Origin of the sequence: Cetobacterium somerae ATCC BAA-474 (assembly GCF_000479045.1) — a bacterium.
Lineage (GTDB): Bacteria > Fusobacteriota > Fusobacteriia > Fusobacteriales > Fusobacteriaceae > Cetobacterium_A > Cetobacterium_A somerae.
Genome location: NZ_KI518081.1, coordinates 1 through 24,066, shown reverse-complemented (window position 1 = coordinate 24,066; position 24,066 = coordinate 1). Strand labels below are relative to the sequence as shown.

Below are 24,066 nucleotides of genomic sequence, written 5' to 3'. Positions count from 1 at the left end.
TTAAAGGTTAAAATAGAAAAAGGACGTTGATAAAACGTCCTTTTTTTGTTCTAAAAATTAATGTGGTAGTCTTAATTTTTAAATTATTTATATATTACTTGTTAGAAATAGATTCTACACCTGGTAATTTTTTACCTTCTAAATATTCTAGAGAAGCTCCTCCACCAGTAGAGATGTGAGAGAACTTATCAGCGAATCCTAAAGAGATAGCAGCAGCAGCAGAGTCTCCTCCACCGATGATAGTTGTAGCGTTCTCTAAGTTAGCTATAGCTTCACAAACTCCGATAGTTCCTTTAGCGTAGTTAGACATTTCAAATACACCCATAGGTCCATTCCATACAACTGTTTTTGCTCCAACTAATTGATCAGCAAATAATTTAACTGTAGCAGGTCCTACATCTAATCCCATCTCGTCATCAGGAATTGCATCTACAGATACAACTGAGTGAGGTGCATCATTAGAGAACTCTTTACAGATTACAGTATCGATAGGTAATATAATCTTTCCATTAGCTTTTTCTAATAAAGATTTAGCTAACTCAACTTTATCTTCTTCAACAAGAGATTTTCCTGTATTTTTTCCTAAAGCTTTAAAGAATGTGAACATCATAGCTCCACCGATTAATATTTTATCAGCTTTAACTAATAAGTTTTCAATAACTCCAATTTTATCAGAAACTTTAGCTCCTCCTAAGATAGCAACTAAAGGTCTTTCTGGTGCATCAACAGCTCCACCTATGAATTTAATCTCTTTTTCCATTAAGAATCCAGCAGCAGTGTTTCCTTCTCCAATGTTAGCAGCGATTCCAACGTTAGAAGCATGAGCTCTGTGAGCAGTTCCAAATGCATCGTTAACGAATAAATCTCCTAAAGAAGCCCAGTATTTTCCTAACTCTGGATCATTTTTAGATTCTTTTTTACCATCTAAATCTTCAAATCTAGTGTTTTGGAACATTAAGATTTCTCCATCTTTTAAGTTAGCAACAGCCTTTTCTAACTCTTCTCCTCTTGTAGCATTGATGAAAGTTACAGGTTGTCCTAAAAGCTCAGCTAATCTCTTAGCAACAGGCTCGATATTTCTTTTTTCTAAGTCAGCAGCTTCTTTAACTTTTCCTAAGTGAGAAAAAGCGATTACTTTTCCTCCATTTTCTAAAACATACTTTATAGTTGGTAAAGCAGCTACGATTCTGTTTTCGTCAGTGATTTTTCCATCTTTCATAGGAACGTTAAAATCAACTCTCATTAAAACTTTCTTACCAGCTACATTTAAATCAGTTACAATTTTTTTTGCCATTTTGTATGAACCTCCCAAAATTTTTATAAACAACTTATATTTTCTTAAAAAAAAGCGGAACTAAATAGTCCCGCTATTCTGTTTATTCTGTTTTTCCTAGATGCTCTAATTACTTAGAAATTTCTACGAAGTACTTTAAAGTTCTTATTAATTGAGCAGTATAAGACATTTCGTTATCGTACCAAGCAACAGTTTTAACTAATTGCTTATCTCCAACTGTCATAACTCTTGTTTGAGTTGCATCAAATAATGATCCGAACTCGATTCCGATGATATCAGAAGATACTAACTCTTCCTCAGTGTATCCGAATGACTCGTTTGCAGCAGCTTTCATAGCAGCGTTGATTTCAGCAACAGTTACTGGCTTCTCTAAAACAGTTACTAACTCAGTTAATGATCCAGTGATTACTGGTACTCTTTGAGCAGCTCCATCTAATTTTCCAGCTAGTGCAGGGATTACTAATCCGATTGCTTTTGCAGCTCCAGTTGTGTTAGGAACGATGTTAGCAGCAGCAGCTCTACCTCTTCTTAAATCTCCTTTACCGTGTGGTCCATCTAATGTGTTTTGGTCGTTTGTATAAGCATGGATAGTAGTCATTAATCCTTCTACAACTCCAAACTCATTGTTTAATACGTTAGCCATTGGTGCTAAACAGTTAGTTGTACAAGAAGCTCCAGAAATTACTGTCTCTGTACCATCTAAAATTTGGTGGTTTACGTTATAAACTACAGTTTTGATATCTCCTGTTGCAGGTGCAGATATAACAACTTTCTTAGCTCCAGCTTCTAAGTGAAGTCCAGCTTTCTCTTGAGAAGTGAAGAATCCAGTACACTCAAGAACAACGTCTACTTTTAACTCTCCCCATGGTAAGTTTTTAGGATCTCTATCAGCTAAAACTTTAATTTCTTTTCCGTTAACTGAGAATCCTCCTTCGATAACCTCGATAGTTCCGTTGAATCTACCTTGTGCTGAGTCATATTTGAAAAGGTGAGCAAGAGTTTTTGCGTCTGTTAAGTCGTTTATTGCTACTACCTCAAACTCAGGGTTGTTCATCATTAATCTTAATGCTAATCTTCCAATTCTTCCGAATCCATTAATCGCTACTTTAACTGCCATTTGGAAACCTCCTAAAAATTTATATTTTTTTAAATTAAGTTCGATAAATATTTGTACATCTTTTAGAGAATACAAGATAAATCTGTATTTCCTTTTTTCTTTTTTTCTAAAATGCTTTTGTTTATGTCTTAATGATATATTATCTTGGTTAATTTGTCAATTTATTCATGGGAACTAAAATTAATCTTTTTATGATTACTTTTTCATTAAAATTATAGTATAATTAAAAAAAATAAATTAGGGGGAGACCGAACACATGCTAAAATTTCTACTCTTTTCTTTTTTATTATGTACAACTTTAATGGGAAAAGAGCATGTAGTTTTATTAGAAAATGAAAATAGTTTTTTCTTCTATAAAGAAAAAAATCAGTATAAAGGATTATATCCGAAAATATTTGAGGACATTAATAAAAAAAAGAAAATAAACTTAAATTTAAAAGAATTAGATACAAATCTGATCTTAGATATGGAAAAAGGTAAAAATATTTTAATAATGGATTTAATAGAAAATGAAGAAAGAAGAGAAAAGTATTACTTTATTCCCACATTTTTTTATTTAAAAGCAAATATGTATTTTTTAAATAATAACTTTATAGATATTACAAATTTTTATAAAAAAAGAGTTGGAGTTATTAAAGGAACATACTTAGATAGAGAATTTTTAGAAAAATATGATTTTTTGCATAGTGAAATAATAGATATAGAAACTCGAGAAAAAGGTTTACAAATGCTCAAAGATGGTGAAGTTGATGGATTTGTAGCGGATAATCAATATGGATTTAAGGATAATTTAAGTAAAATAGAGTTAAGCAGAATTCCAATCATGGTAACAACGCTAGCAGTTCCAAAAAGTGAAAAAAAGCTCTATAAAAATTTAAAGAGATATTTTGAAGAGATTTCACCAGAAACATTAAAAAATATGATAAGTGACTCTAGAAGAGAGTATTATAAAGATAAATTTGGAGATAAATATACGAATTTAAAAGATAAATCAATAAGTGTGGTTTTTCCAACAGAAAAAACTAATTATCCTCTTTATTATATAGAAGATGGTGAAGAAAAAGGTTTAGCAATTGAGTATTTAAAAGATGTAGGAGAAATTTTAGGTATTCAAGTAAGAAAAATTTTTTATTCAAAAGAGGAGGATTGGAAAAGTAATGATATAACAATTGCCTCAACAATAGAGAGTAGTATAAGAGATAATGAAAATTATACAAATCCATATTACACATTAACTCCTGTTATTTTTAATAGAAAAGAGGATGGGTTTATAAATAATTTGGTAGAAGCAAGAAAGAAGAGATTTGCTGTTGTAGAGAATTCATATTATATGGATTATTTAAGGAAGTTTCTAAAAGAAGAAAACTTTATTTATGCTAAAGATATGGATGAAACAATAGAGAAAGTAAAAAGAAAAGAGGCAGATTATAGTATTGGTGATTATAAAACATTGATTAACAAACTATATAACACTGGCTATGATAAAGAGATAAAAATTGCAGGTATTTTAGATAAAAAATATGATGTATCTATGGTTGTAAATAGTGAGCAAAAAGAACTTTATGAAGCTTTAAAAGATATTTCAGCTAGTTTTTTAAATGAAAATATGAGTAAAAATATTTATTTAGAAAAAAATAGTTATGAAACAGATAAATCTAAAAAAATTCTTATATTTTCAATGGGAATTTTGTTAATCAGTTTTATTTTATTATATAAAGGAAGAAAAAACTTAGTAGAGAAAAGAAAATATGAGGATTTAATGTTATCTTTAGTGTCGTCTTTAGAGGCAGTAAATCAATTTAACGATCTTGAAACAGGCAATCATATAAAAAGGTTAAATTTATATTCAGAACTTTTAGCTAATAAACTTGGATGTAGTAAAAAGTTCTATGAAGAGATAGGAAGAGTTGCTTCACTTCATGATGTTGGAAAAATAGGTATAGATAGAAGTATACTTAAAAAACCAGGAAAATTAACAGAAGAAGAGTTTAAAGTAATAAAAGAACATCCAGAGATAGGTTATGAAATTATAAAAAAGTCAGGTGTAAGTATAATGGCTGAAAATATAGCAAGATATCATCATGAAAAATGGGATGGAAGTGGTTATCCTTGTGGCTTAAAGGGATTAGAAATACCACTAGAAGCTAGAATTGTATCAGTTGTAGATGTTTATGATGCACTGAGACAAAAGAGAGTTTATAAAGATGGATTTACTCATGAAAAAGCGATAGAGATAATAAAAAATGAAAGTGGAAAAAGTTTTGATCCAAATATAGTAAAAATATTTTTAGAAAATGAATTCAAATTTGAAAGATTATTCAATTCAAATATATAGCAAAAGGGAGCAAAATATTTTGTTCCCTTTATTATTTTAAATTAAGTTATTATACTGTAAAATGAAATAAACCCTAAAGTTAGAATTATAAAAGATATGAGCTTTTCCTTAATATTTTGAAAAAAATATCCAGTTTTTCTTTTGGTATCAAATAAAAAATAAAGAGTTCCCAAAGAATAAATAGTTAAAGATTGGAAAACATAACTTAATCCAGATGAATAAATCATCCAAGCACCATAAATAACTCCACCTATTCCCCAATAAAAACATTTTTTATGAGCATGTTTAATTGCAATTTTCATTAAAAATAACGATGAAAAAATATAAGGAATAAGAATCATACATGATGCAGAGTTAGTAATAACAAGATATGCATTTTGAGCAGATAATGAAAGAAAAAATACAATCTGCTTTAAGATACCATTTGTAAAAAGAGCCCCAGAACAAGCATCATTTTTATTTACTTTTTTAAAAAAATTAGGAAAAAGTCCATCCAAAGCTACGTTATATGGTATTTCTGCTGTTAAAAAAGTCCAGCTAAGCCAAGCTCCTCCAACAGATATTAAAACAGCTACATTAACTAAAGTAGCTCCAACAGGACCAATAACAGCTTCAATAATATAAGATAGGGCAGGGTCTTTAAGTGCAGCTAGTTCAGCATCACTTAAAACACCATAACTTAAAAGTACAATAAAAACATATAAAAATAAAGATATGAAATATCCAATCATAGTGGCTCTTCCAACTAGTTTAATATCTGAAGCTTTGTCAGAAATAACAACAGCACCTTCTATTCCAATAAAAGCCCACAACGTTTGTAGCATGCAACCTTTAACTTGAGAAAAGATAGATGCGTTATTAAATGAACCACCCCAAAAATCTTTAAAAAATATCTGTCTAGTGAATCCAATATACAATATAATAACACCTAAAAAAATAGCTACAACTTTACCTATTGTAGCTAAGACATTTATAAATTTTAATCCAACATCTCCAGCAAGGGCAGTTCCAATAACAATCCAAATTAAAACACTTCCTAAAATAATACCGTTAAAACTATTGATAGGTCCAATACTAGGAAAAAAATAATTTAAAGTTTGAACTAAAAGAACAGGGTAGCTGGCATTACTTATAACGTTTGAAATCCAATATCCCCAGGCAGAATGAAAACCTGAAAAAGTTCCAAATCCCTCTTTGGCATATTTATAAATTCCATCTGTAACATCAGGAGTTTCACTAGCTAAGATTTGAAAGGTTTTGGCTAAAAAAAGAACCCCAATACCAGAGATTAACCATCCAATCATGGCAGCTCCAGCCGATGACGATTGAGCAATATTTTTAGGCATATTAAATATTCCTCCACCAATCATAGAACCAACAACAATTGTTGATAATGTAAAAATTCCTAAAGAGCTCTTTTTTTCCATAATAGCCAAAACCTCCTTAAATATTTAGAACTATTTTTTTACAATAGGTTCTAATCCTTGAACATCTAGCCATTGAGAAAGAGTTAGGTTGTTTAACTCTCCAAATCCTTTTTCAGGAACGGCTTTTCTAGCTAAAGTAACATATGGTCCACAAGTTAAAGATGTTCCAATTTCTCCTGGTTTCATGATAGTATAAGCAAATCCCACATAAGTTCTATCATATGCAACATGAGAATCTTTTCCACACTCAACAACAGACCAAACAATAGCTTTTCTATGATCTTCTAAGAATTTTTTTAAATCTTCTGGATTATCATTTTCAGTCCAGATTCCAGCATCTTCTATAAATAGACTGGCATCTTTATCTCTATCTTTTGCTATTGAGATTGCGATGAAACACCAAACACCATATCCTTCATTTTCTTTAAACTCTCTATTTTCTGTAGGTCTATATGCAGTAACGCCTTTATTAGCACAAATCATATGTGATCCAGGAAGTGGAGTAAATCTTCTTTTAGATTCAGTTCCAAAAAGTTCAACACCAGCTTCTAAAAGAGGTTTAGCATCATAAACTTTTAAAATTGAACCGTCAAATTGAGGTACTTCTAAAACTGTTGGATTAGAATCTTCAGCAATTGAATCATGTTTAGCTAAGTCGTATCCCCAAACTTGCCCAGCAAGACCACAAAAAGATGAAGCAGTTAACATATTGATTTGTCCAACATAAGCATCATTAACCTCAGCTCTATCATAAGCTACAATACCATCTATTAAAATATCATCAGTTTTAGGAACTGTTCCTACAGAAACTTTTAAAACTGAAACGTATCCGTTTCCAGTTGAACCAGGAGCTCCATATCCATCACAATAATCCTCATAAAAGCTAATCGCAGTTTTGTCAATTTTCATTTTTGTTCCTCCTTTATTTTAAAAAAGTTCAGCAATCATACATCTTACAGAGCCACCACCATAAGTTTCAATGGTAGAAATATCTGAATAAATAATTTCAGAACTTTTTTTAATTACATCGATTTGTTCTTTTGTAAAGCCTTCAAAAGCTGATTTAGACATAAGTGTATAACGTTTTCCATGAGAATTCTTTAACTCTAAAACATTCCCACAAAACTTTAAAACTTGATTAAGAGAGATATCAATAATCTCTTTTTTCGAATTTAAAATAGAGTTTTTTAAAGCATCCCTTTCTTTTAAATTAGAAATAGATTCTAGACAAACTACAACAAAATTTTCAGTGACTCCCATCATAACATTAGTGTGATAAATAGGAGTAGAGATATTATTGAAATTTTGAGCAGAGTGAAACTTTAATGATTTATAGTTAGTTAGTTTGCAAAATTCATCTAAAACATCTTCATTTGCTCTAGGAGAGAGAGAACAATAAGCAATTTTATTGATTCTATCTAAAACTAAAGCTCCTGTTCCTTCCAAAAATTTATTTTCTTTTTCAAAAGATGTTAAATCTATAATATTTATAGTTTCGTTTAAAAAAAGTTTTTTTAAATTTGGAAGAAATTTAGTTCGTTCTAGTCGTCTGTTTTCAGCAAACATAGGATAAATAATAAGAGTATTATTTTTGTGAGAACTAAACCAGTTATTTGGAAAAATACTATCAGGTGTATATGGAGTGGACGTATCTTGAATAACGTCCACTTCAATTTCAACACTTTTCATTTTATTAACAAGAGCATCGAACTCGTCTAATGCTTTTTTTTCTACAAGTTCTGGATTTTCTTCAAGATTTTTTTGATAAGCATTATTAACTGCAGTTTGTGCATTGTAATAAAACTTAACAGGTTTAATCATTAGAACTTTACTTGTTATTTGACTATTCATCATACTCATCTCTTTTCATTAACCTAATAAAGCTTTATAGTTCATGATTAAATATATCAGTCCTAAAATTCCTAATATGAATAAAACAATAGAGAAAATTCTTTCTTCTTTATTGAATTCAGGGTTACTAGGGTCAAATTCTTTTCTAGCTTTCATGAAGAATGGAATACCAATAGCATATATAACTGCTGCTAAAAGCATGTAGTTTAATCCGGCTGCGTAAACAAGCCATAAACCATAAATAGTTCCTAATAATCCTGTAATTTCAGCATTTTTTCTGCTAGCAAATATATTAGTTGGATAATTATCATTTTTAGCTGCAATTTTCCATAGATAAGCAGTACAAACAATATAACAAGGTAAAACCATTACTCCTGTAATACTTAACATTAAATTCCATGCGTTATTAGAGAAATAAACGACAATCATAGTAACTTGCATAATAATACTAGAAATAAGTAAAGAGAATGATGGAGAATCATTTTTATTTACTTTAGCAAATGCTTTTGGGAATGTTTTTCCTTTAGCTGCAGCAAATGGTAACTCAGCAAGCATAATAGTCCAAACAAGCCAAGAACTTAATATAGCTATCATAACTCCAATATTCATTAACCAATCTCCCCATTGACCAACAATTCCACCTAAAACAGCTGCAGTTGAAGGAGCTGCCATATTTGAAAGTTGACCTTGAGAATAATGTCCAAGTGGAAGTAAAGATAATAAAACATAAAGAATTAAACATCCTAAGAATCCTAAAAGAGTTGCTTTACCAACTTCAGCTTGATCTTTTGCTCTGTCAGATACAACAACAGCTCCTTCAATTCCAATAAATACCCATAAAGTTACAAGCATTGTACCTTTAACTTGACTTAAAAGACTACCAAGAGGTTTATCAGAAAGAGTTGTTATAGTTTCTGTACCCCAGAAGTTAGTGAAGAAGAATCCAACCTTAAAGAAGAAAGCTGTAATAAGTAGGAATAATACAATTGGAACCAATTTACCAATAGTACCAATAGTGTTTAATGAAGTAGCACCCTTAACTCCAGCTAAAACGATAAAGTAGATAATCCAAATAACTAAAGAACCACCAATTACTGAGTTGAAATTATTTCCACCAGTAAAATATCCAGGGAAGAAATAGTTTAGGGAATCCATTAATAAAACTGCATAGCCAATATTTGCGAAACAGTTACAAATCCAATAACCCCAAGCCATAAGGAAACCAGTAAAGTTTCCAAATCCAAGTTCACCGTAGGCATAGATTCCAGTTGTAGCATCAGGTCTAGCTTCAGCTAAAATTCTAAATGTATTAGCAACAAACCACATCCCCACACCAGTTATAACCCACGCAATAGTAATAGCTCCAGCCCCAGCAGATTGAGCCATGTTTTGAGGTAAGTTAAATACACCACCACCAATCATAGCACTAATAACAACGGCAGTAAGAGCTACTAAACCAAGTTTTTTGTTATCGTCAGCCATTTTAAACCCTCCTTAAAAATTAATTTTTTATAACCATAGTATGGAATCTTCTAACTCCATCATTGTCAATAAACGCTTCAACTCCATGGATATCACTGAAATATCCAGGGAAAACTCTTTCAAACTCCTCTCTTGCTAAAAGAAAATCTAAAATAGATTTTGAGTTTTCATCAATTTTTTCTCCACCCATTAAAACTGGAATTCCTGGTGGATATGGAACCACAATAACTCCAGCAACTCTGTTCATACAATCTTTAACAGGAACATGCTCAATGTTTCCTCTAAATACCTCTCTAGAAGCTTCAGCAGGTGTTAGCTCTTGTTTAGGGATAATCTGAAATGCTTTATCCATAAGTTCTAGAAGTTTTGATTCTATAATATATTTATGCATATCTAAGCAATGATCTTTTAATCCTTTGTTAGAGTATTTTTCAGGATAAGAATTAACTAAATCTGGGAATATTTCAACAAGAGGAGTATTTTTATCAAAATCCTTTTTAAAGTCCATTAAAACTTTGATAAGAGCTTCTTGTTTTGTTATAGTAGTTCCAATAGAGTGAAGGAATAAAAGTGAATATGTGTCTGTTTTTTCATTAACTACTCCTCTGTCGATGATATAGTTACTTAAAATAGAAGCAGGAATACCAATATCTTCATATTCACCATTTACTTTTAAACCTGGACATTTTAGTGTTAGTTTAATAGGATCTAGCATAACATAATTTTTTTCGATATCATTAAATCCATGCCAATTGTTATCTGTATCTAAAGTCCAACAACTTTGATTTTCTAGAAGATACTTGTCTGGAACATCTTCAAAATTTGTTAAAATTCCATTGTATAAAACTTTTTCTGGTTGCCATAAAGAGAAAAACCATTGATTAAAACTAGCATACTCTTTATTTAATTTAGCAATTCTTTTTCTAAAGTGAATAGCATTTAAAATAGTTTCATTCATCAACTCTTTACCAGAAAAATCCATCATAGCTGTAGATACATCTAAAGAAGCAATCATGCTATATTGTGGAGATGTTGACCCATACATTAAATATGCTTCATCGAAAACTACAAAATCAACTTTATCTTTAGTTCCATCTTTAACATGAAGCATAGAAGCTTGGGAAAATGCTCCTAATAACTTATGTGTAGAGTGAGACGCAAAAATTGGTGGATGTTCGATAAAGTTATCAGATTCAGTCATAGCATAGTGATCTTTATATATAGGATGGAACTTAGCATAAGCATACCAAGCTTCATCAAAATGTAGATTTTCAACATTATTATTCAAAGTTTCTTTTATTTTGTTAACGTTATAACAAAGACCATCGTAAGTGGAGTTTGTTAATGCTGACATTTTAATCTTTTGTTTTTTCTGTTCATCAGTTAATTTTGAATTATCCTCAATTATTTTATTAATATACTCTTTTGTAAATTCATTTAATTTAACAGGACCGATTATACCTAAACTATTTCTTCTAGGAATCATATACATTGGGATAGCTTCTGTTATAACCATTCCGTAATTTAGGGATTTGTGACAGTTTCTATCAACAAAAGCTAAGTTATCTTTAGTAACTCTACCTTTCCAAATAACCTGATTAACTGAACTTGTTCCGTTTAAAATATAGTAAGTTTTATCAGCAGAGAAAACTCTAGCTGAATTACTTTCAGCATCTTTAACAGGACCTTCATCATCTAAAAGAGAACCTAATTCTGGAACTGATATAGAAAGGTCTGATCTTAGAGTGTTTTCTCCATAAAAGTCAAACATCATTTTTCCAATTGGATTAGTCATAAACATAAGTCCACCAGCATGACCAGGCGTATGCCAAGGATACTTAAATTTTTGAGTATAATCCATTAATTTACCGAAAAAGACAGGTTTGATAGCTTCAAGATATCGTTCAATTTCTAATTCTATTTGACCTGCTAAAAAAGAGATGCTATCTTCAAAAATATTTATTACAAGATTTATTGAATTTAAAATTTGTAATGGGATATTTGAAGAACCGTTTTCTGTTAACACAACAATTGGGATTTTTGGATTTGTTTTTCTAACAAATTTAACTAATTCTTCTAAATTTTCATTGGAATTTAAAATAATTCCAGAAAGAGTTTTATTAGACATATAAACTCTTTTAAAATCAGTCTCATTGTCAACAAAAGAAGTAGTGAAAGATTCTAAAAGGATATCTAATTGTTTAGAAGATTCATAAGTTGAATCTAACTCGTGAAAAACTAATAAGGACCAATTTAAATAATCAACAGACTTCATAAAAAAAACCTCCTTAATTGTTAGAACAAAAAAATTTTAACTCACGATATTGTTAAAAAAAAAATGTGAGTTTCCTTTAAAAAATATTTTTTATTCTTAATTTAATAAGTTCTTTAATATTTTCTATAAGTAGGAAATAAATTGCTTTATTTTCAATATTTAAACTATTCTCATCAATCTCTTTTTTAAATCTATCTTCTGAGCGTTTTATTTTACTTAAAAGAATATTGTAAGTATAATTATTTGAAGATGATGTGGCTAAATCTCTTAAAATTACAGCTAATTCAGAAGTGATTGAGATATCAGTAGAAATTTTACCAAAACACTCTCTTATTTTTGAAAGAATGATATATTCTGAAAATTTTAATGAATAATTTTTAGAAATATCTACTTTTTTAAAAAATAATCGATTATCCTTTTCCATTTCAACTAATTGTTTGCAATCATCTAGGTTAATTTTTAGCTCTTCAAAGAGTTCATCTTGTTTTAATGAAACAGCTTTATATTTTAAAGCTTTAGAGAAGTCAAAAATAATATCTTTCATAATAGAATCAATTTTTTCTAATTGGGAGATGATTTCATTGTTCTGGCTAGGCATATATAAGTTTGAAATAATAGCACAAAGAACTCCAACTAATAAAAGAAGATATTGATCAAGAACAAAAATTAAAGATACATTTTCATCTAATAGAAAATGTGTCGCTAGAACAATGTTGGTGAAAAATCCCTGCATTAAGTTAAATCGTATACAAAGAGGCATAAAAATAGCTGTAAATATAACTAAAGAAATAGGATTAAATTTAAAAATTTTAATGATAGTAGCAGATAAAATTAAACCAAAAGAAGCGGCAAGAACTCTTTCAAAAGAACTTCTAAAAGAAGCTTTTCGAGTACTTTCTAAACTTAAGATACAAATTGTAGCAGCGGAGTATTGATATTCTAAAGAAAAATATTGAGCAATAAGAACAGCTGCATAAGGGCCAATCATATTTTTAAAAACTTTATGTTTATCATAAGTACTTAGTTTATTAAATATCATAAAAAATCCTCCCTAAAATGAGATTAAATTATTATAAAGGTTATTCAATGGAAAAATAAAAAATCCTACACCAATTTAAAATTAAAAATATATTTTCAAAAAAATATATTTAGAAAAAATAATTTATTTTTTTCTTGATTTTTTTGATTTTTAAATATATAATTCATTTTGTAAAAATAAGATGTTTATAAGGAGTGAATTGAAATGAAAAAGTTAAGTTTGACAAATAAGATTTTTATATCATTGATTTTAGGTGTTATAAGTGGATTGATTTTATATCCCTTTAGAAACGATTTAATAGTGAAAAAATATATAATAGACTTTTTCTTTAACTTCTTAGGAACAGGATTTATAAGAGCAATAAGAATGATAGTGGTTCCATTAGTTTTTTGTTCGTTAACTGTAGGAGCAGCAGGTGTTGAAGATATAAAGAAATTAGGAAGAGTGGGAGTAAAAACTTTAGCATTTTACTTAGGAACTACAGCAGTAGCGATAACTTTAGCTTTAGGAGTAGGATCTCTAATAAATCCAGGAAAAGGAGTTGTTTTGTCTCAGATTACAACAACTAATGTTTCAGTAAATGAAACAAAACCATTCATAGATATATTGTTAGGGATGATACCAATAAATCCAATAGAAGCTTTAGCTAAAGGAGATATGCTACAGATAATAGTATTCGCAATTTTATGTGGTGTTGGTATGGCTATATTAGGAGATAAAGTTTCTACAGTTAGAAAAGGGATGGAAGAGTCAAATAGTTTAGTTTTAAAATTAGTTGAGATTATAATGCAGTTAGCTCCATTTGGAGTATATGGATTAATTGGAAAAACATTTGCAACATTAGGATATACAGCAATGTTACCTTTACTAAAATACTTTATAGGTGTAGTTATTGTTTTATTATTACATTATTTAATAACATATCAAAGTTTGTTGATTTTCGTAGCTAAGTATAACCCTATTAAATTTTTAAAGAAATTCTCAGGACCAATGATGGTAGCATTTTCAACTTCTTCAAGTAGTGCAACTTTACCATCTTCAATGGAAACAATGCAAGATGAATTTGGAGTATCTAAAACAATATCTTCATTTACACTTCCTTTAGGAAGCACAATAAATATGGATGGAACAGCAATAATGCAAGGTGTTGCAACAATATTTATAGCTCAAATCTATGGAGTTAATTTAACAATGGGAGATTTTGTAACAGTAATTATAACAGCTACATTAGCTTCAATAGGAACTGCAGGAGTTCCAGGCGTTGGAGTAATAATGTTAGGAATGGTATTGCAACAAGTTGGATTACCTTTAGAAGGGATGGCTCTTGTAATGGGAATAGATAGATTTGTGGATATGTTTAGAACAACTGTTAATATAACAGGAGACGCAGTTTGTACATTGATTGTAGCGAGAACAGAGGGAGAATTAAAAGGTGAAGAGGTAGTTACACCGGTTAAAAAAAATACATTAGCTTAATATTAAAATAAAAAAAGATACCTCAGGTATCTTTTTTCATTTTTAATTATAATTTAAAGTTAATTTGCTATATGAAGAATTTCCTTGAAATCTTCAGGTAAAGGTGCTTCAACTAGGATTTTTTCACCACTTTCAACATCAGTAAAAATTAGTTTAAATGCATGAAGAAGTTGTCTTTTAGCTCTAATATCATCACCACCGTAAAGTTCATCTCCTAAAATAGGGTAACCTACTAAAGACATATGGGCACGGATTTGGTGAGTTCTACCAGTGAAAAGTTTTAATTCAATTAAAGTTAGGTCTTCGTTAGGGAAACGCTCTAAAACTTTCATATAAGTTTTAGCAGTTTGACCACCATTTTCAGGGGTCATCTCTTTACGTCTAAGTTCATCTCCCTCTTTACCAATAGGAATTTCAATCATCATTTCATCTTCTTTAACAATACCTTTTACAATAGCTTGATAAAATTTTGAAACTTTTTCTTTATCACTTTGTAAAAAAGCTTGAGTATAAGCATTTTTAGCTACAACGATTAGTCCAGAAGTATTCATATCTAAACGATTGAAAAATCTAGGAGGCTGAACTTTTCCAGTTTGTTCTTGAAGATAGTGAACAACACCGTTAGCTAATGTTAAATCTGTTTTTTTAGTAGTTGGATGAACAACTAAATATGGATCTTTATCAATAATAAGTAGATTTTTATCTTCATACATTATTTTAAGGTCCATCTGAATAGATCTAATTCCAACTTCTTTTTCTTTTTCTTTAACTAAAAGTCTTGCGTTTTTTTTAACTTGCTTTGTAGTTTTGGTTCTTTTTCCATTTAAATATACTTCAACATTTCTAATACCTCTTCCAGAATATCCTTTTTCTCTAAGGTATTGAGAAATTTTCATATTGTGAAATTCAGGCTCAACAACAAATTTTTTCATATTTCCACCTTTAAAATTTATATTATTTTATAATATTTTATAATGAAATTCAGAAAAAAACAATCTTTTGATTTTAAAGTGACAAAAAAATGATCGTTTTAACACTAGTGTATAAGTATACTAGTGTTGTATGAAATTAGAATTTGAAAGGATATTCAAAAGTAAAAACTTTAGTAAAAAAATAAAGAAATTAAAGTATGACCAAATACTTTTCGACTAAAAATTCAAATTTAACCAATTAGCAAAAAACAGCAATTAATGGTTTACAAAAAAACATAAAGGTTGTAATATAAACACATAATGAATTGAATAAAAATTCAAATAACAGGGAGGCAAAGTAAGAATGGGATACAAAATAACAGCAGAAAATTTTGATAGCTTGTTAAAAAATCTTAGTAAAGAGTATAAAATTTATGCTCCAAAAAGATTTCCTAAACAGGGAAGATATTCAGACACAGACATTGTGAGATATGATAGAGTTTATTCGGCAGATGAGATTGTACATGATGAGAAATCTGATTATGCAGCAAAGGAAGCATTAAGCCCTATAACAGAAACAGTTTTATATTTTACAGATGCAGACTATAGAGAGTCAAAAGTTGTTGACGATAGACCAATGCTTGTATTTGCAAGAGCTTGTGATATTCACTCGATAAAAAGATATGATGATATCTTCTTAAAAAATGGTGGATTCGAAGATTCATACTATAAGAGAATGAGAGAAAAAACAAAGTTTATATTAATGGAGTGTCCAGCAAAAGGTTGGGATACTTGCTTCTGTGCTTCAATGGGTACTGGATCAGCAGATGAGTATGCATTTGGAGTAAAATTTAATGGTGAAGAAGTTTTAGTAGAAACTAAAGACGACGCATTTAACTCTTACTTTGCAGGAAATGATGAAATTGATTTCCTAGTAACTCCAGTTGTAGAAAATGAAAGAGTTGTTAGAATACCAGAGATAAATGATAAAGAAACTCAAATAGCTGTAAAATCATTAGAGATGTGGAAAGAGTTTGACAAGAGATGTTTAATGTGTGGTAGTTGTACTGTATCATGTTCTACATGTACTTGTTTTACAACTTATGATATGAACTATAGTTCTGATACAAATGCAGGAGAAAGAAGAAGAATAAATGCTTCTTGCCACGTTGATGGGTATACAGATATGGCTGGAAACCACTCGTTTAGAAAAACAGGTGGAGACAGAATGAGATTTAAAGTTATGCATAAAATCCACGATCATAAAAAGAGATTTAAAGAGCACCATATGTGTGTTGGATGTGGAAGATGTGATGATAAGTGTCCAGTGTTTATATCTTTCTCAACTACTGTAAACAAATTAGCTGCAGAAGTTGATAAACTAAATGGAGGTAATAAGTAATGGAAAATTTAATAATGCCAACGCCATATAGACTTTTAGATGTAAAAAAAGTTACTGATATAGAATACCTATTTAGAGTTGAATATCCAGAGGCAGGAAATGTAAAGTTTGGACAATTTATGCAATTATCTTTACCAAAAGTTGGAGAGTGTCCAATTTCTGTTACAGATTTCTCAGCAGCAGATGGATGGGTAGAGTTTTTAATTAGAAAAGTTGGAATAGTAACTGATGAGATTTTTAATCTTCATGCAGGGGATTTATTACCAATGAGAGGACCTTATGGAAAAGGTTTTGATGCAATTGATATAAAAAATAAAAAAGTAGTTATCGTAACAGGAGGATCAGGATTAGCTCCAGTTAGATCTTTAATTAATCATATTCATAGAAATCCAGAGGAAGTTCAATCAATGGAATTATTATTTGGATTTAAAGATGACGCATCTATACTATTTAGAGATGAGATTATCAATTGGAGAAAAAAACATCCAATGGTATTAACTGTAGATAAAGGATGCGGATTAGACGGTGAGTGTGTAGGGCTTGTAACAGAGTATGTACCTCATTTAAAAATGGTATCGGATAATTTTGATGATTTAGAGGTTGTAATTGTTGGACCACCTAATATGATGAAATATACAGCTATTGAATTTGAAAAGCTAGGAGTTCCAGCTGATAAGATTTGGGTTTCTTTTGAAAGAAAGATGTCATGTGCAATTGGAAAATGTGGTCACTGTAGAATTGACGAAGTTTATGTTTGTCTAGAAGGACCAGTATTCAACTATTCTCAAGCTAAATATCTAATCGACTAAGGGGGTAAAATAAGTGAATCACGATATTAATATAACTAAACTAAAATTAAACTGCTTTCGTCAATCAAAAGTACCTGGAGAGTTCATGATCCAACTTCGTGTTCCAGGTGGATTAATTGAAGCTAAATATTTAAAAGTAATACAAGAGATTGCAGAGAGATGGGGAGATGGAACATTCCACATGGGTATGAGACAAACTCTTAACGCTCCTGGAATAAAATTCGAAAATGTAGACGCAGTAAATGCTTACTTAGAGGAATATATTAAAGAAGTAGATGTAGAGATGTGTGGAGCTGAGATGGAAGTTAACAAAGCTGGATATCCTACTATCGGAGCTAGAAACATCATGGCATGTATCGGAAACTCTCACTGTGTAAAAGCTAATATCAATACTTGGGAATTAGCTAGAAAACTTGAGAAGAAAATTTTCCCAAGTCACTATCATATAAAAATGGCTATAGCTGGATGTCCAAATGACTGTGCTAAAGCACACTTTAATGATTTTGGAATTATGGGTGTAACTAAGCCAATCTATTTAAAAGATAGATGTATTGGATGTGGAAGATGTGTTAAGGTTTGTGATCACGCTGCTACAAGAGTTTTAAAGTTAGAAAATCATAGAATTGTGAAGGATTCTTGCTGTTGTGTAGGATGTGGAGAGTGTGTTGAGGCATGTCCATCATCTGCATGGGTAAGACCAGAGCAAAAATTATATAGAATGACAATAGGTGGAAGAACAGGAAAGCAATATCCAAGAATGGGTAAAATGTTCTTAAACTGGGTAACAGAGGATGTAATTCTTCAAGTTATAGGAAACTGGCAGAAGTTCTCTGCTAATGTATTACATCATAAGCCTATGTATATTCATGGAGGTCACTTAATTGACAGAGCTGGATATCAGAAGTTTAAAGAGATGATACTTGATGGAGTAGAGTTAAATCCAGAAGCACAAGTAGCACAAAGAATCCTTTGGGCAGAAACAGAGTATAGAGCTAATATCAACGTTAAGCCAATCTCTCAACACCCAAGTCCAGGAGAGACATATACATTAGAAAAACCTTTTAACTACGGTGGAGGTCACTAAAATTTAGTTTTTAAAATCAAAAAAATATAGTCTGATTAATGGGGACCCCAAAAGGGTTCCCATTAGTCATGTTTGGGACTTTGAATATCAGTTCAACAAGAGCACATTAAAAAAAACCTAGGGGGTAAAAATGGAAGCTGTAAAAGAGAACAAAAAAAGTTTAAAGGAAACAATACTAGATTTATTTAAATTTGAGGATTACTGGGCAATATTACTAGCAACAATTATACTTATATTTTGTACAATTATTTACATGGGGTCAGATTCACAAAGTGTTTTAGGTAAAACAGAGGTCTATAATAGTATAATGAAGACAGAGGGAGAGAGAGCTCCTTTTAAAACAGTTCAGTGGCATGAAGCACAATTTGATAAAAATAGTTTGGCTATAAAGACATCAACAACAGAAAAGGTAAAAAGTATTTTAGGAAAACCTAAAAAGTGGGTGACTAACCCAATTGAGTCAATATATTTAAGTGAAAGTGCAGCTAAAGTAAAAGGTGCACCATTCATTCAACAATATGAAGATTTAAAAAAAGAGACAGCATTGCTAAAAAATCAAGCTTTAGCTGCTACTGCACTAGCTGAAGAAAAAGCTTTTGCAGATACTAGTTTAAATACAACTGCAAATGAATCAATAGATAAATGGCTTCTTAGTAGAGATAAAGAAAATAAAATGAAATCTAAAGCTATTGTAAAACCTTATAACTTAATACCTAATTTAGCAATATTATTAGCGTTTATAGGTATTTATTTTAGTTTAGGTATGAGAAAAATGGGAAGAGATAGAGAAGGATTTTTACAAGGATTCCCAGCAGTTTTCGCTTTAGCTACAGGAGCTTATTTATTAGGAGAGCAAGAAACTTTAAAGGCTTGGGGTCTAGGGTATGTTTTCTGGGGTCTAGTTTTAGGATTAATAGTTAGTAATACAGTTGGGACACCAAAAAAGCTTTTAGCAGCAGCTCAAACAGAATACTTTATAAAAACAGGATTGATTTTATTGGGGTCAACAGTTTTAGTAAATAAAGTTTTATTAATAGGAATACCAGGAATTTTCGTAACTTGGTTTGTAACTCCAGTAGTTTTAGTTTTAACTTTTGGATTTGGAGATAAAATTTTAAAAATGGAATCAAAGAGTTTAAATATGGTTATGTCAGCGGATATGTCTGTAAGTGGTGTATCAGCAGCGATTGCAGCAGCGGCAGCTTGTAAAGCTAAAAAAGAAGAGCTTACACTATCTGTAAGTATCTCTATTATGTTTACTGCGTTTATGATGATAGCAATGCCGATGTTTATAAAGGCTTTAAATATGGATCCAGTGTTAGGTGGAGCATGGATTGGAGGAACAGTTGATTCAACAGGAGCAGTAGTTGCTGCTGGAGAATATTTAGGACCAGTTGCTAGAGACGTTGCAGCAACTATAAAGATGATTCAAAATATAATAATCGGGGTAATGGCATTAGGTGTAGCAGCATATTGGTCGTTAAAAGTTGATAAATCTATGGCTGAAGAAAGAGACTTCTCTTTAAAAGGTTCATTAAAAGAGATTTGGAATAGATTTCCAAAATTCATATTAGGATTTATTGGTGCTTCTCTTGTTTTTTCTGGAATTTATGGGATGTTAGGAGTGGATGGATCTAAAGTTATTATAGATAAAGGAATGGTAAATGGATTGATTTCACCTTTACAAGGTTGGTTATTCTGTTTAGCTTTTACAAGTATTGGATTATCTACAAACTTCAGTGAATTAAGCAAGTTATTTAAAGGTGGAAAGCCAATTACTCTTTATATAGTAGGAAAAATTATAAACCTAGGTGTAACTTTTGGAGCTGCATACTTAATGTTCCATGTAGTTTTCCCTGATATAACAAAATCTTTAATGAGTTTATAGAGAGTTTTTAGGAGGAGATATGATAAAAAAGTGGATAGCTTTTATAGGTAGTTTTGTATGTATATATTTTTTCTGTTTCTCTGTATTGCCTTTTTTAGATGAAACTTTAGGATTTAAAGAAGCACATGAGAAGTTAGCAGAAGAGGATATAGAATCAGGAGCATGGTATTATATTTTTGTAAAAAAAGTTGAACCTAGCTCAGAAAATGTTAGACATACATTAACTTACTCAAATTGGGGAGAGAGTAAAGATGCAAAACGTTGATATATTTATAGAAGAAGAAAAAAAAAGAGCTATAGAGATATCAAATGAAATAATAGAAAAACCTAAAGTATCTATGATGGTTGTTATATTTCCTTTTCTTTTAATCAATTATATTCAGGAATTAAGAGTTTATCGATATAAAAAAGAGTTTTTTTTAAAAGAATATCTATTTTTAAAAAATATGGTAGTCGATTTATTGAAAGAGGGATATTCCTCTTCAGAAAAGATAAAAATTGAAATAGAGAAGCTTTTAATAAAAGATGAAAAATATTTAGAGTTTTATAAATATCAAATTCAAGAAGCATTGAGTATAAAAAAATATATTTTCCAAGAGGAAAGTGAAAAAATAATGAGGTTAAAAGAGATAGAAACCTTAAAAAAGTGGATGGATATATTTGAAGTGGATGAAGAAAGTTTGAGTGTTAGTTTAAAATTATTTAAAACTTTAAATAATAAAATATAAAGTCTTGAAAAAACTGCATTTGTATGCAGTTTTTTCTTTTACAATCTTGTCTAAATATGATAAAATATGTTCGAATTTAATTTGAAAACTAGGATTAATTAGGGAGGAAAAATGAATAAAAATTTAAAAGTTTTTGGTTTGATGGGGTTAGTCTTAGCTCTTTCTGCTTGTAAAGTGTTACCGCCGAAAGATGGAGAGTATGAGCTGACTTTAGTTCATGTAAATGATGTTCACGGTAGAGCGAAAGAGGGGAAATATGATGGAGTTGGTTTAGCTAGAGTAGCAACTATAGCTAAGGCTTTAGAGCAAGATAAAAATAATGGAAAAGTATTGCTAATAGATGCAGGAGATACAATGCATGGGACAACTTTTGCTACTTTAACAAAAGGGGAGTCAATGGTTGAAACTTTAAATGCAGCTGGGCTTGATTATGCAACTTTAGGAAATCATGATTTTAACTATGGACAAGATAGATTAGAAGAGTTATTATCAATGCAAAAATATAAAACATTAGCGGCAAATGTTGTAGATAAAACAACAGGGAAGCCAATAGCAGGAACATATGATATTAGAAAAATAGATGGGAAAAAAGTAGGATTCTTTGGTTTAGCAACTCCAGAAACTTACTTTAAAACAAATCCAAATAACGTAAAAAATATAACAATAGCTGATCCAATAGCAACAGCAAAATCAGTTGTAGCTCAAATGAAAAAAGAGGGAGTTAAATTTATAGTTGTAATCTCTCACTTAGGTGACGATGAAAGTACAGCAAAAAATTTACAAAGTGTTGGATTAGCAGAAGCTGTACCTGAAATAGATTTAATTATTGATGGGCATAGCCATACAGAATTAAAAGAAAAGAAAGTAGTTAATGGAGTAACTATAGTACAAACTGGAGAATATGCTAAAAATGTTGGAGTAGTTAAAGTTGATTTTGATAAATTAAAAAACAAAATTGAGGCAATAGACTATACACTATATACAAAAAATATAATAATGAATGGAGATAATCCAGTTCCAGAAGATGCTAAGGTAAAAGCAACGATAGATGAAATTTCTAAAAAGCAAGAAATGATAACAAGTGTTAAAGTTGGAGAGTCACCAATTTTATTAGAAGGAGATAGAGCTTTTGTTAGAACAGGAGAAACAAATCTTTCTCAATTAATAACAGATGCAATGTTATGGAAAACAGGAGCAGATGTAGCTCTTACAAATGGAGGAGGAATTAGAGCTTCTATTAATCCAGGAGAGGTTACAGTAGGAGATGTAATTAGTGTATTGCCATTTGGAAACTATGTAATTACAAAAGAAGTAAAAGGGTCAGATTTACAAAAAGCTGTTGAAAACGGAATTAGATCATATCCAGAATCGCTAGGTGCAATGGCACAAGTTGCAGGAATGACAGTTAAATTTAATGTTAAAAATCCAGCATACAGAAGAGTTTTAGAAATTAAAATAGGAAATGAAAAATTAAATCCAAATAAAACATATGTTGTAGCAACAAATGACTTTATGGCAGCAGGTGGAGATGGATATTCATCTTTAGCTGGTGGAAAAGAATTAGGGCATTATCCAGCATTAGATGAGGTTTTAATTGAGTATATCCAAAAAGTTGGATTAGAAGGTAGAGATAAGGTAGTTCCTAGATTAATACCGAAAAAATAAAAGGGGTTATAGATGAATAAAGAATCTTTAAGGAAAAAAGTAGTGCTAGCTTTTATAGCGGTAGGATTGTTGTTAGGAGTATATGAGGCAAATAAGCCAGGACCATTAGTTATTGAAGAGATTGGAACTGGGTATAATGGTGATTTAACTGTAAAATTACAAGTAAAACCAAAAGGTGATGGATTTAAAATTATTGGAGTGGATGTTGCTCATCAAGATACACCACCAATAGCTGATCCAGCTGTAGATACATTGAAAACATATATTCTAAAAAATCAAAATGCTGAGTTCGATGTTGTTTCAGGAGCTACATATACATCAGAAGGTATAAGGGAAGCTACTAAAAAAGCGTTAGAAAAAGTAAAGAATTAAAAAGAGGGCCAATTAGGCCCTCTTTAATTTTATTAATAAGCTGGGAAAATCTGAATTTCAACTCTTCTATTTTGTGCTCTACCAGAAGCAGTTGAGTTACTAGCTATAGGTCTATCAGGTCCAAATCCATTAATAGTTATTCTGTTAGGATTTACTCCTCTACGTACTAAATAATCAGCAACACTTCTTGCTCTTTTAACAGATAAGTCCATGTTATAAGAGTAAGCACCTGTATTATCTGTATTACCTGAAATAACTATTCTTGTTTCAGGATATTGATTTAAAACAGAAGCAATATCATTTAAAGGTCCATAGAATCCATTTCCTATAACATATCCATTTGTAGGGAATGTAACTCCACCAGGAAGATTAAGATTTATGTAATTTCCTTCGTCTGTAACTTTAACTTGAGTATTTTGTAATCTAGCTTGTAATTCTTTTGTTTGTTGATCTTTATATGCTCCCCAACCTAAACCAGCAAGAGCTCCAATACCAGCTCCGATAAGTGTTCCTTTTGTATCTTGTCCAATAGCTTGTCCAATTAAAGCACCTACTGCGGCTCCACCAGCAGTACCAGTAGTTTTGTTATTGTATCCAGTAGCTGTACAAGCCCCAAAAAGAGATCCAGCTAAAAGAACAGAACAAATAAGTTTTGTATTTTTCATTATAAAAAACCTCCTTAACTAAAAATGATTATAGATATTATAGAAAAACTTTTTATATTTGTATATAAATTATTATTCTTTTTTAATAAAATCAATCCTTTTTTTTGAGGTATAAATAAAAAAATAAAAAAAATAAAAAAACTTTGTTGACATAAATAAGAATTTATGATACTATAATTTTGTAGCGAACGAAAGCGAGTTACAAAAACTAAATAGTCGGAATATAGCGCAGTCCGGTAGCGCACC

Annotated in this window: 20 protein-coding genes; 10 read left to right on the top strand and 10 right to left on the bottom strand. The window is 30.4% G+C overall.

Going from position 1 to position 24,066, the window contains the following annotated elements:
- Positions 1 to 94: 94 nt before the first annotated feature.
- The gene (locus tag HMPREF0202_RS02350; RefSeq protein WP_023051779.1) at positions 95 to 1,294 is read right to left on the bottom strand and encodes a phosphoglycerate kinase; all 1,200 of its coding nucleotides are present in this window, start codon (positions 1,292 to 1,294) and stop codon (positions 95 to 97) included.
- A gap of 109 nt (positions 1,295 to 1,403) precedes the next feature.
- Complete coding sequence (gene gap, locus HMPREF0202_RS02345) at positions 1,404 to 2,411, bottom strand: type I glyceraldehyde-3-phosphate dehydrogenase (RefSeq protein ID WP_040406130.1); 1,008 nt, start codon at positions 2,409 to 2,411, stop codon at positions 1,404 to 1,406.
- A 256-nt stretch (positions 2,412 to 2,667) separates the two neighbouring features.
- Between gap and HMPREF0202_RS02340 the strand changes: the two genes are divergently transcribed.
- Entirely contained in the window at positions 2,668 to 4,746 is a 2,079-nt protein-coding gene (locus HMPREF0202_RS02340) for an HD domain-containing phosphohydrolase (protein ID WP_040406129.1), read from the top strand.
- A gap of 41 nt (positions 4,747 to 4,787) precedes the next feature.
- Here the strand turns inward: HMPREF0202_RS02340 and HMPREF0202_RS02335 are convergent, their stop codons facing one another.
- From HMPREF0202_RS02335 to HMPREF0202_RS02310, 6 genes are all read right to left on the bottom strand, one after another.
- A complete protein-coding gene (locus tag HMPREF0202_RS02335) occupies positions 4,788 to 6,173 on the bottom strand; it encodes a basic amino acid/polyamine antiporter (protein ID WP_023051776.1) in 1,386 nt (461 codons plus the stop codon).
- 30 nt (positions 6,174 to 6,203) lie between these two features.
- A complete protein-coding gene (gene hdcA / locus HMPREF0202_RS02330; RefSeq protein ID WP_023051775.1) occupies positions 6,204 to 7,082 on the bottom strand; it encodes a histidine decarboxylase, pyruvoyl type in 879 nt (292 codons plus the stop codon).
- Positions 7,083 to 7,100: 18 nt separating this feature from the next.
- A complete protein-coding gene (gene ctlX / locus HMPREF0202_RS02325; RefSeq protein WP_040406141.1) occupies positions 7,101 to 8,024 on the bottom strand; it encodes a citrulline utilization hydrolase CtlX in 924 nt (307 codons plus the stop codon).
- A gap of 18 nt (positions 8,025 to 8,042) precedes the next feature.
- The gene (locus tag HMPREF0202_RS02320; protein WP_023051773.1) at positions 8,043 to 9,506 is read right to left on the bottom strand and encodes a basic amino acid/polyamine antiporter; all 1,464 of its coding nucleotides are present in this window, start codon (positions 9,504 to 9,506) and stop codon (positions 8,043 to 8,045) included.
- A 19-nt stretch (positions 9,507 to 9,525) separates the two neighbouring features.
- The gene (locus tag HMPREF0202_RS02315) at positions 9,526 to 11,781 is read right to left on the bottom strand and encodes an Orn/Lys/Arg family decarboxylase (RefSeq protein WP_023051772.1); all 2,256 of its coding nucleotides are present in this window, start codon (positions 11,779 to 11,781) and stop codon (positions 9,526 to 9,528) included.
- Between the two features lie 76 nt (positions 11,782 to 11,857).
- Positions 11,858 to 12,820 (bottom strand): aromatic acid exporter family protein, encoded by a 963-nt coding sequence (locus tag HMPREF0202_RS02310; RefSeq protein ID WP_023051771.1) that lies wholly within the window; start codon positions 12,818 to 12,820, stop codon positions 11,858 to 11,860.
- Positions 12,821 to 13,024: 204 nt separating this feature from the next.
- Here HMPREF0202_RS02310 and HMPREF0202_RS02305 point away from each other — a divergent pair, with 204 nt between their 5' ends.
- On the top strand, positions 13,025 to 14,296 hold the full coding sequence (locus tag HMPREF0202_RS02305) for a dicarboxylate/amino acid:cation symporter (protein ID WP_023051770.1): 1,272 nt from the start codon (positions 13,025 to 13,027) through the stop codon (positions 14,294 to 14,296).
- A gap of 59 nt (positions 14,297 to 14,355) precedes the next feature.
- On the opposite strand, the gene HMPREF0202_RS02300 is transcribed toward HMPREF0202_RS02305, so the two are convergent.
- Complete coding sequence (locus HMPREF0202_RS02300) at positions 14,356 to 15,228, bottom strand: RluA family pseudouridine synthase (RefSeq protein WP_023051769.1); 873 nt, start codon at positions 15,226 to 15,228, stop codon at positions 14,356 to 14,358.
- A gap of 343 nt (positions 15,229 to 15,571) precedes the next feature.
- On the opposite strand from HMPREF0202_RS02300, the gene asrA reads away from it, so the two are divergent.
- The 8 genes from asrA to HMPREF0202_RS02260 all read left to right on the top strand — a co-directional run bounded on the left by asrA (position 15,572) and on the right by HMPREF0202_RS02260 (position 23,155).
- Positions 15,572 to 16,609 (top strand): anaerobic sulfite reductase subunit AsrA, encoded by a 1,038-nt coding sequence (gene asrA, locus HMPREF0202_RS02295; RefSeq protein WP_023051768.1) that lies wholly within the window; start codon positions 15,572 to 15,574, stop codon positions 16,607 to 16,609.
- Positions 16,609 to 17,418 (top strand): anaerobic sulfite reductase subunit AsrB, encoded by an 810-nt coding sequence (gene asrB, locus HMPREF0202_RS02290; protein ID WP_023051767.1) that lies wholly within the window; start codon positions 16,609 to 16,611, stop codon positions 17,416 to 17,418. The genes asrA and asrB overlap by 1 nt, the downstream gene beginning before the upstream one ends.
- Before the next feature lie 13 nt (positions 17,419 to 17,431).
- Positions 17,432 to 18,502: a sulfite reductase subunit C gene (gene asrC, locus HMPREF0202_RS02285; RefSeq protein WP_023051766.1), complete on the top strand. Its 1,071-nt coding sequence runs from the start codon at positions 17,432 to 17,434 to the stop codon at positions 18,500 to 18,502.
- 130 nt (positions 18,503 to 18,632) lie between these two features.
- Complete coding sequence (locus HMPREF0202_RS02280; RefSeq protein ID WP_023051765.1) at positions 18,633 to 20,390, top strand: YeiH family protein; 1,758 nt, start codon at positions 18,633 to 18,635, stop codon at positions 20,388 to 20,390.
- 19 nt (positions 20,391 to 20,409) lie between these two features.
- Entirely contained in the window at positions 20,410 to 20,655 is a 246-nt protein-coding gene (locus tag HMPREF0202_RS02275; RefSeq protein WP_023051764.1) for a hypothetical protein, read from the top strand.
- Entirely contained in the window at positions 20,642 to 21,118 is a 477-nt protein-coding gene (locus tag HMPREF0202_RS02270; protein ID WP_023051763.1) for a hypothetical protein, read from the top strand. Before HMPREF0202_RS02275 ends, HMPREF0202_RS02270 begins: the two co-directional genes overlap by 14 nt.
- A 111-nt stretch (positions 21,119 to 21,229) precedes the next feature.
- Positions 21,230 to 22,783 (top strand): bifunctional metallophosphatase/5'-nucleotidase, encoded by a 1,554-nt coding sequence (locus HMPREF0202_RS02265; protein ID WP_023051762.1) that lies wholly within the window; start codon positions 21,230 to 21,232, stop codon positions 22,781 to 22,783.
- Positions 22,784 to 22,795: 12 nt separating this feature from the next.
- Positions 22,796 to 23,155, top strand: coding sequence for an FMN-binding protein (locus HMPREF0202_RS02260; RefSeq protein ID WP_023051761.1), 360 nt, complete (start codon positions 22,796 to 22,798; stop codon positions 23,153 to 23,155).
- A 32-nt stretch (positions 23,156 to 23,187) separates the two neighbouring features.
- Here the strand turns inward: HMPREF0202_RS02260 and HMPREF0202_RS02255 are convergent, their stop codons facing one another.
- Entirely contained in the window at positions 23,188 to 23,820 is a 633-nt protein-coding gene (locus HMPREF0202_RS02255) for a YiaD family glycine zipper/OmpA-like lipoprotein (RefSeq protein ID WP_023051760.1), read from the bottom strand.
- Positions 23,821 to 24,066: the final 246 nt, after the last annotated feature.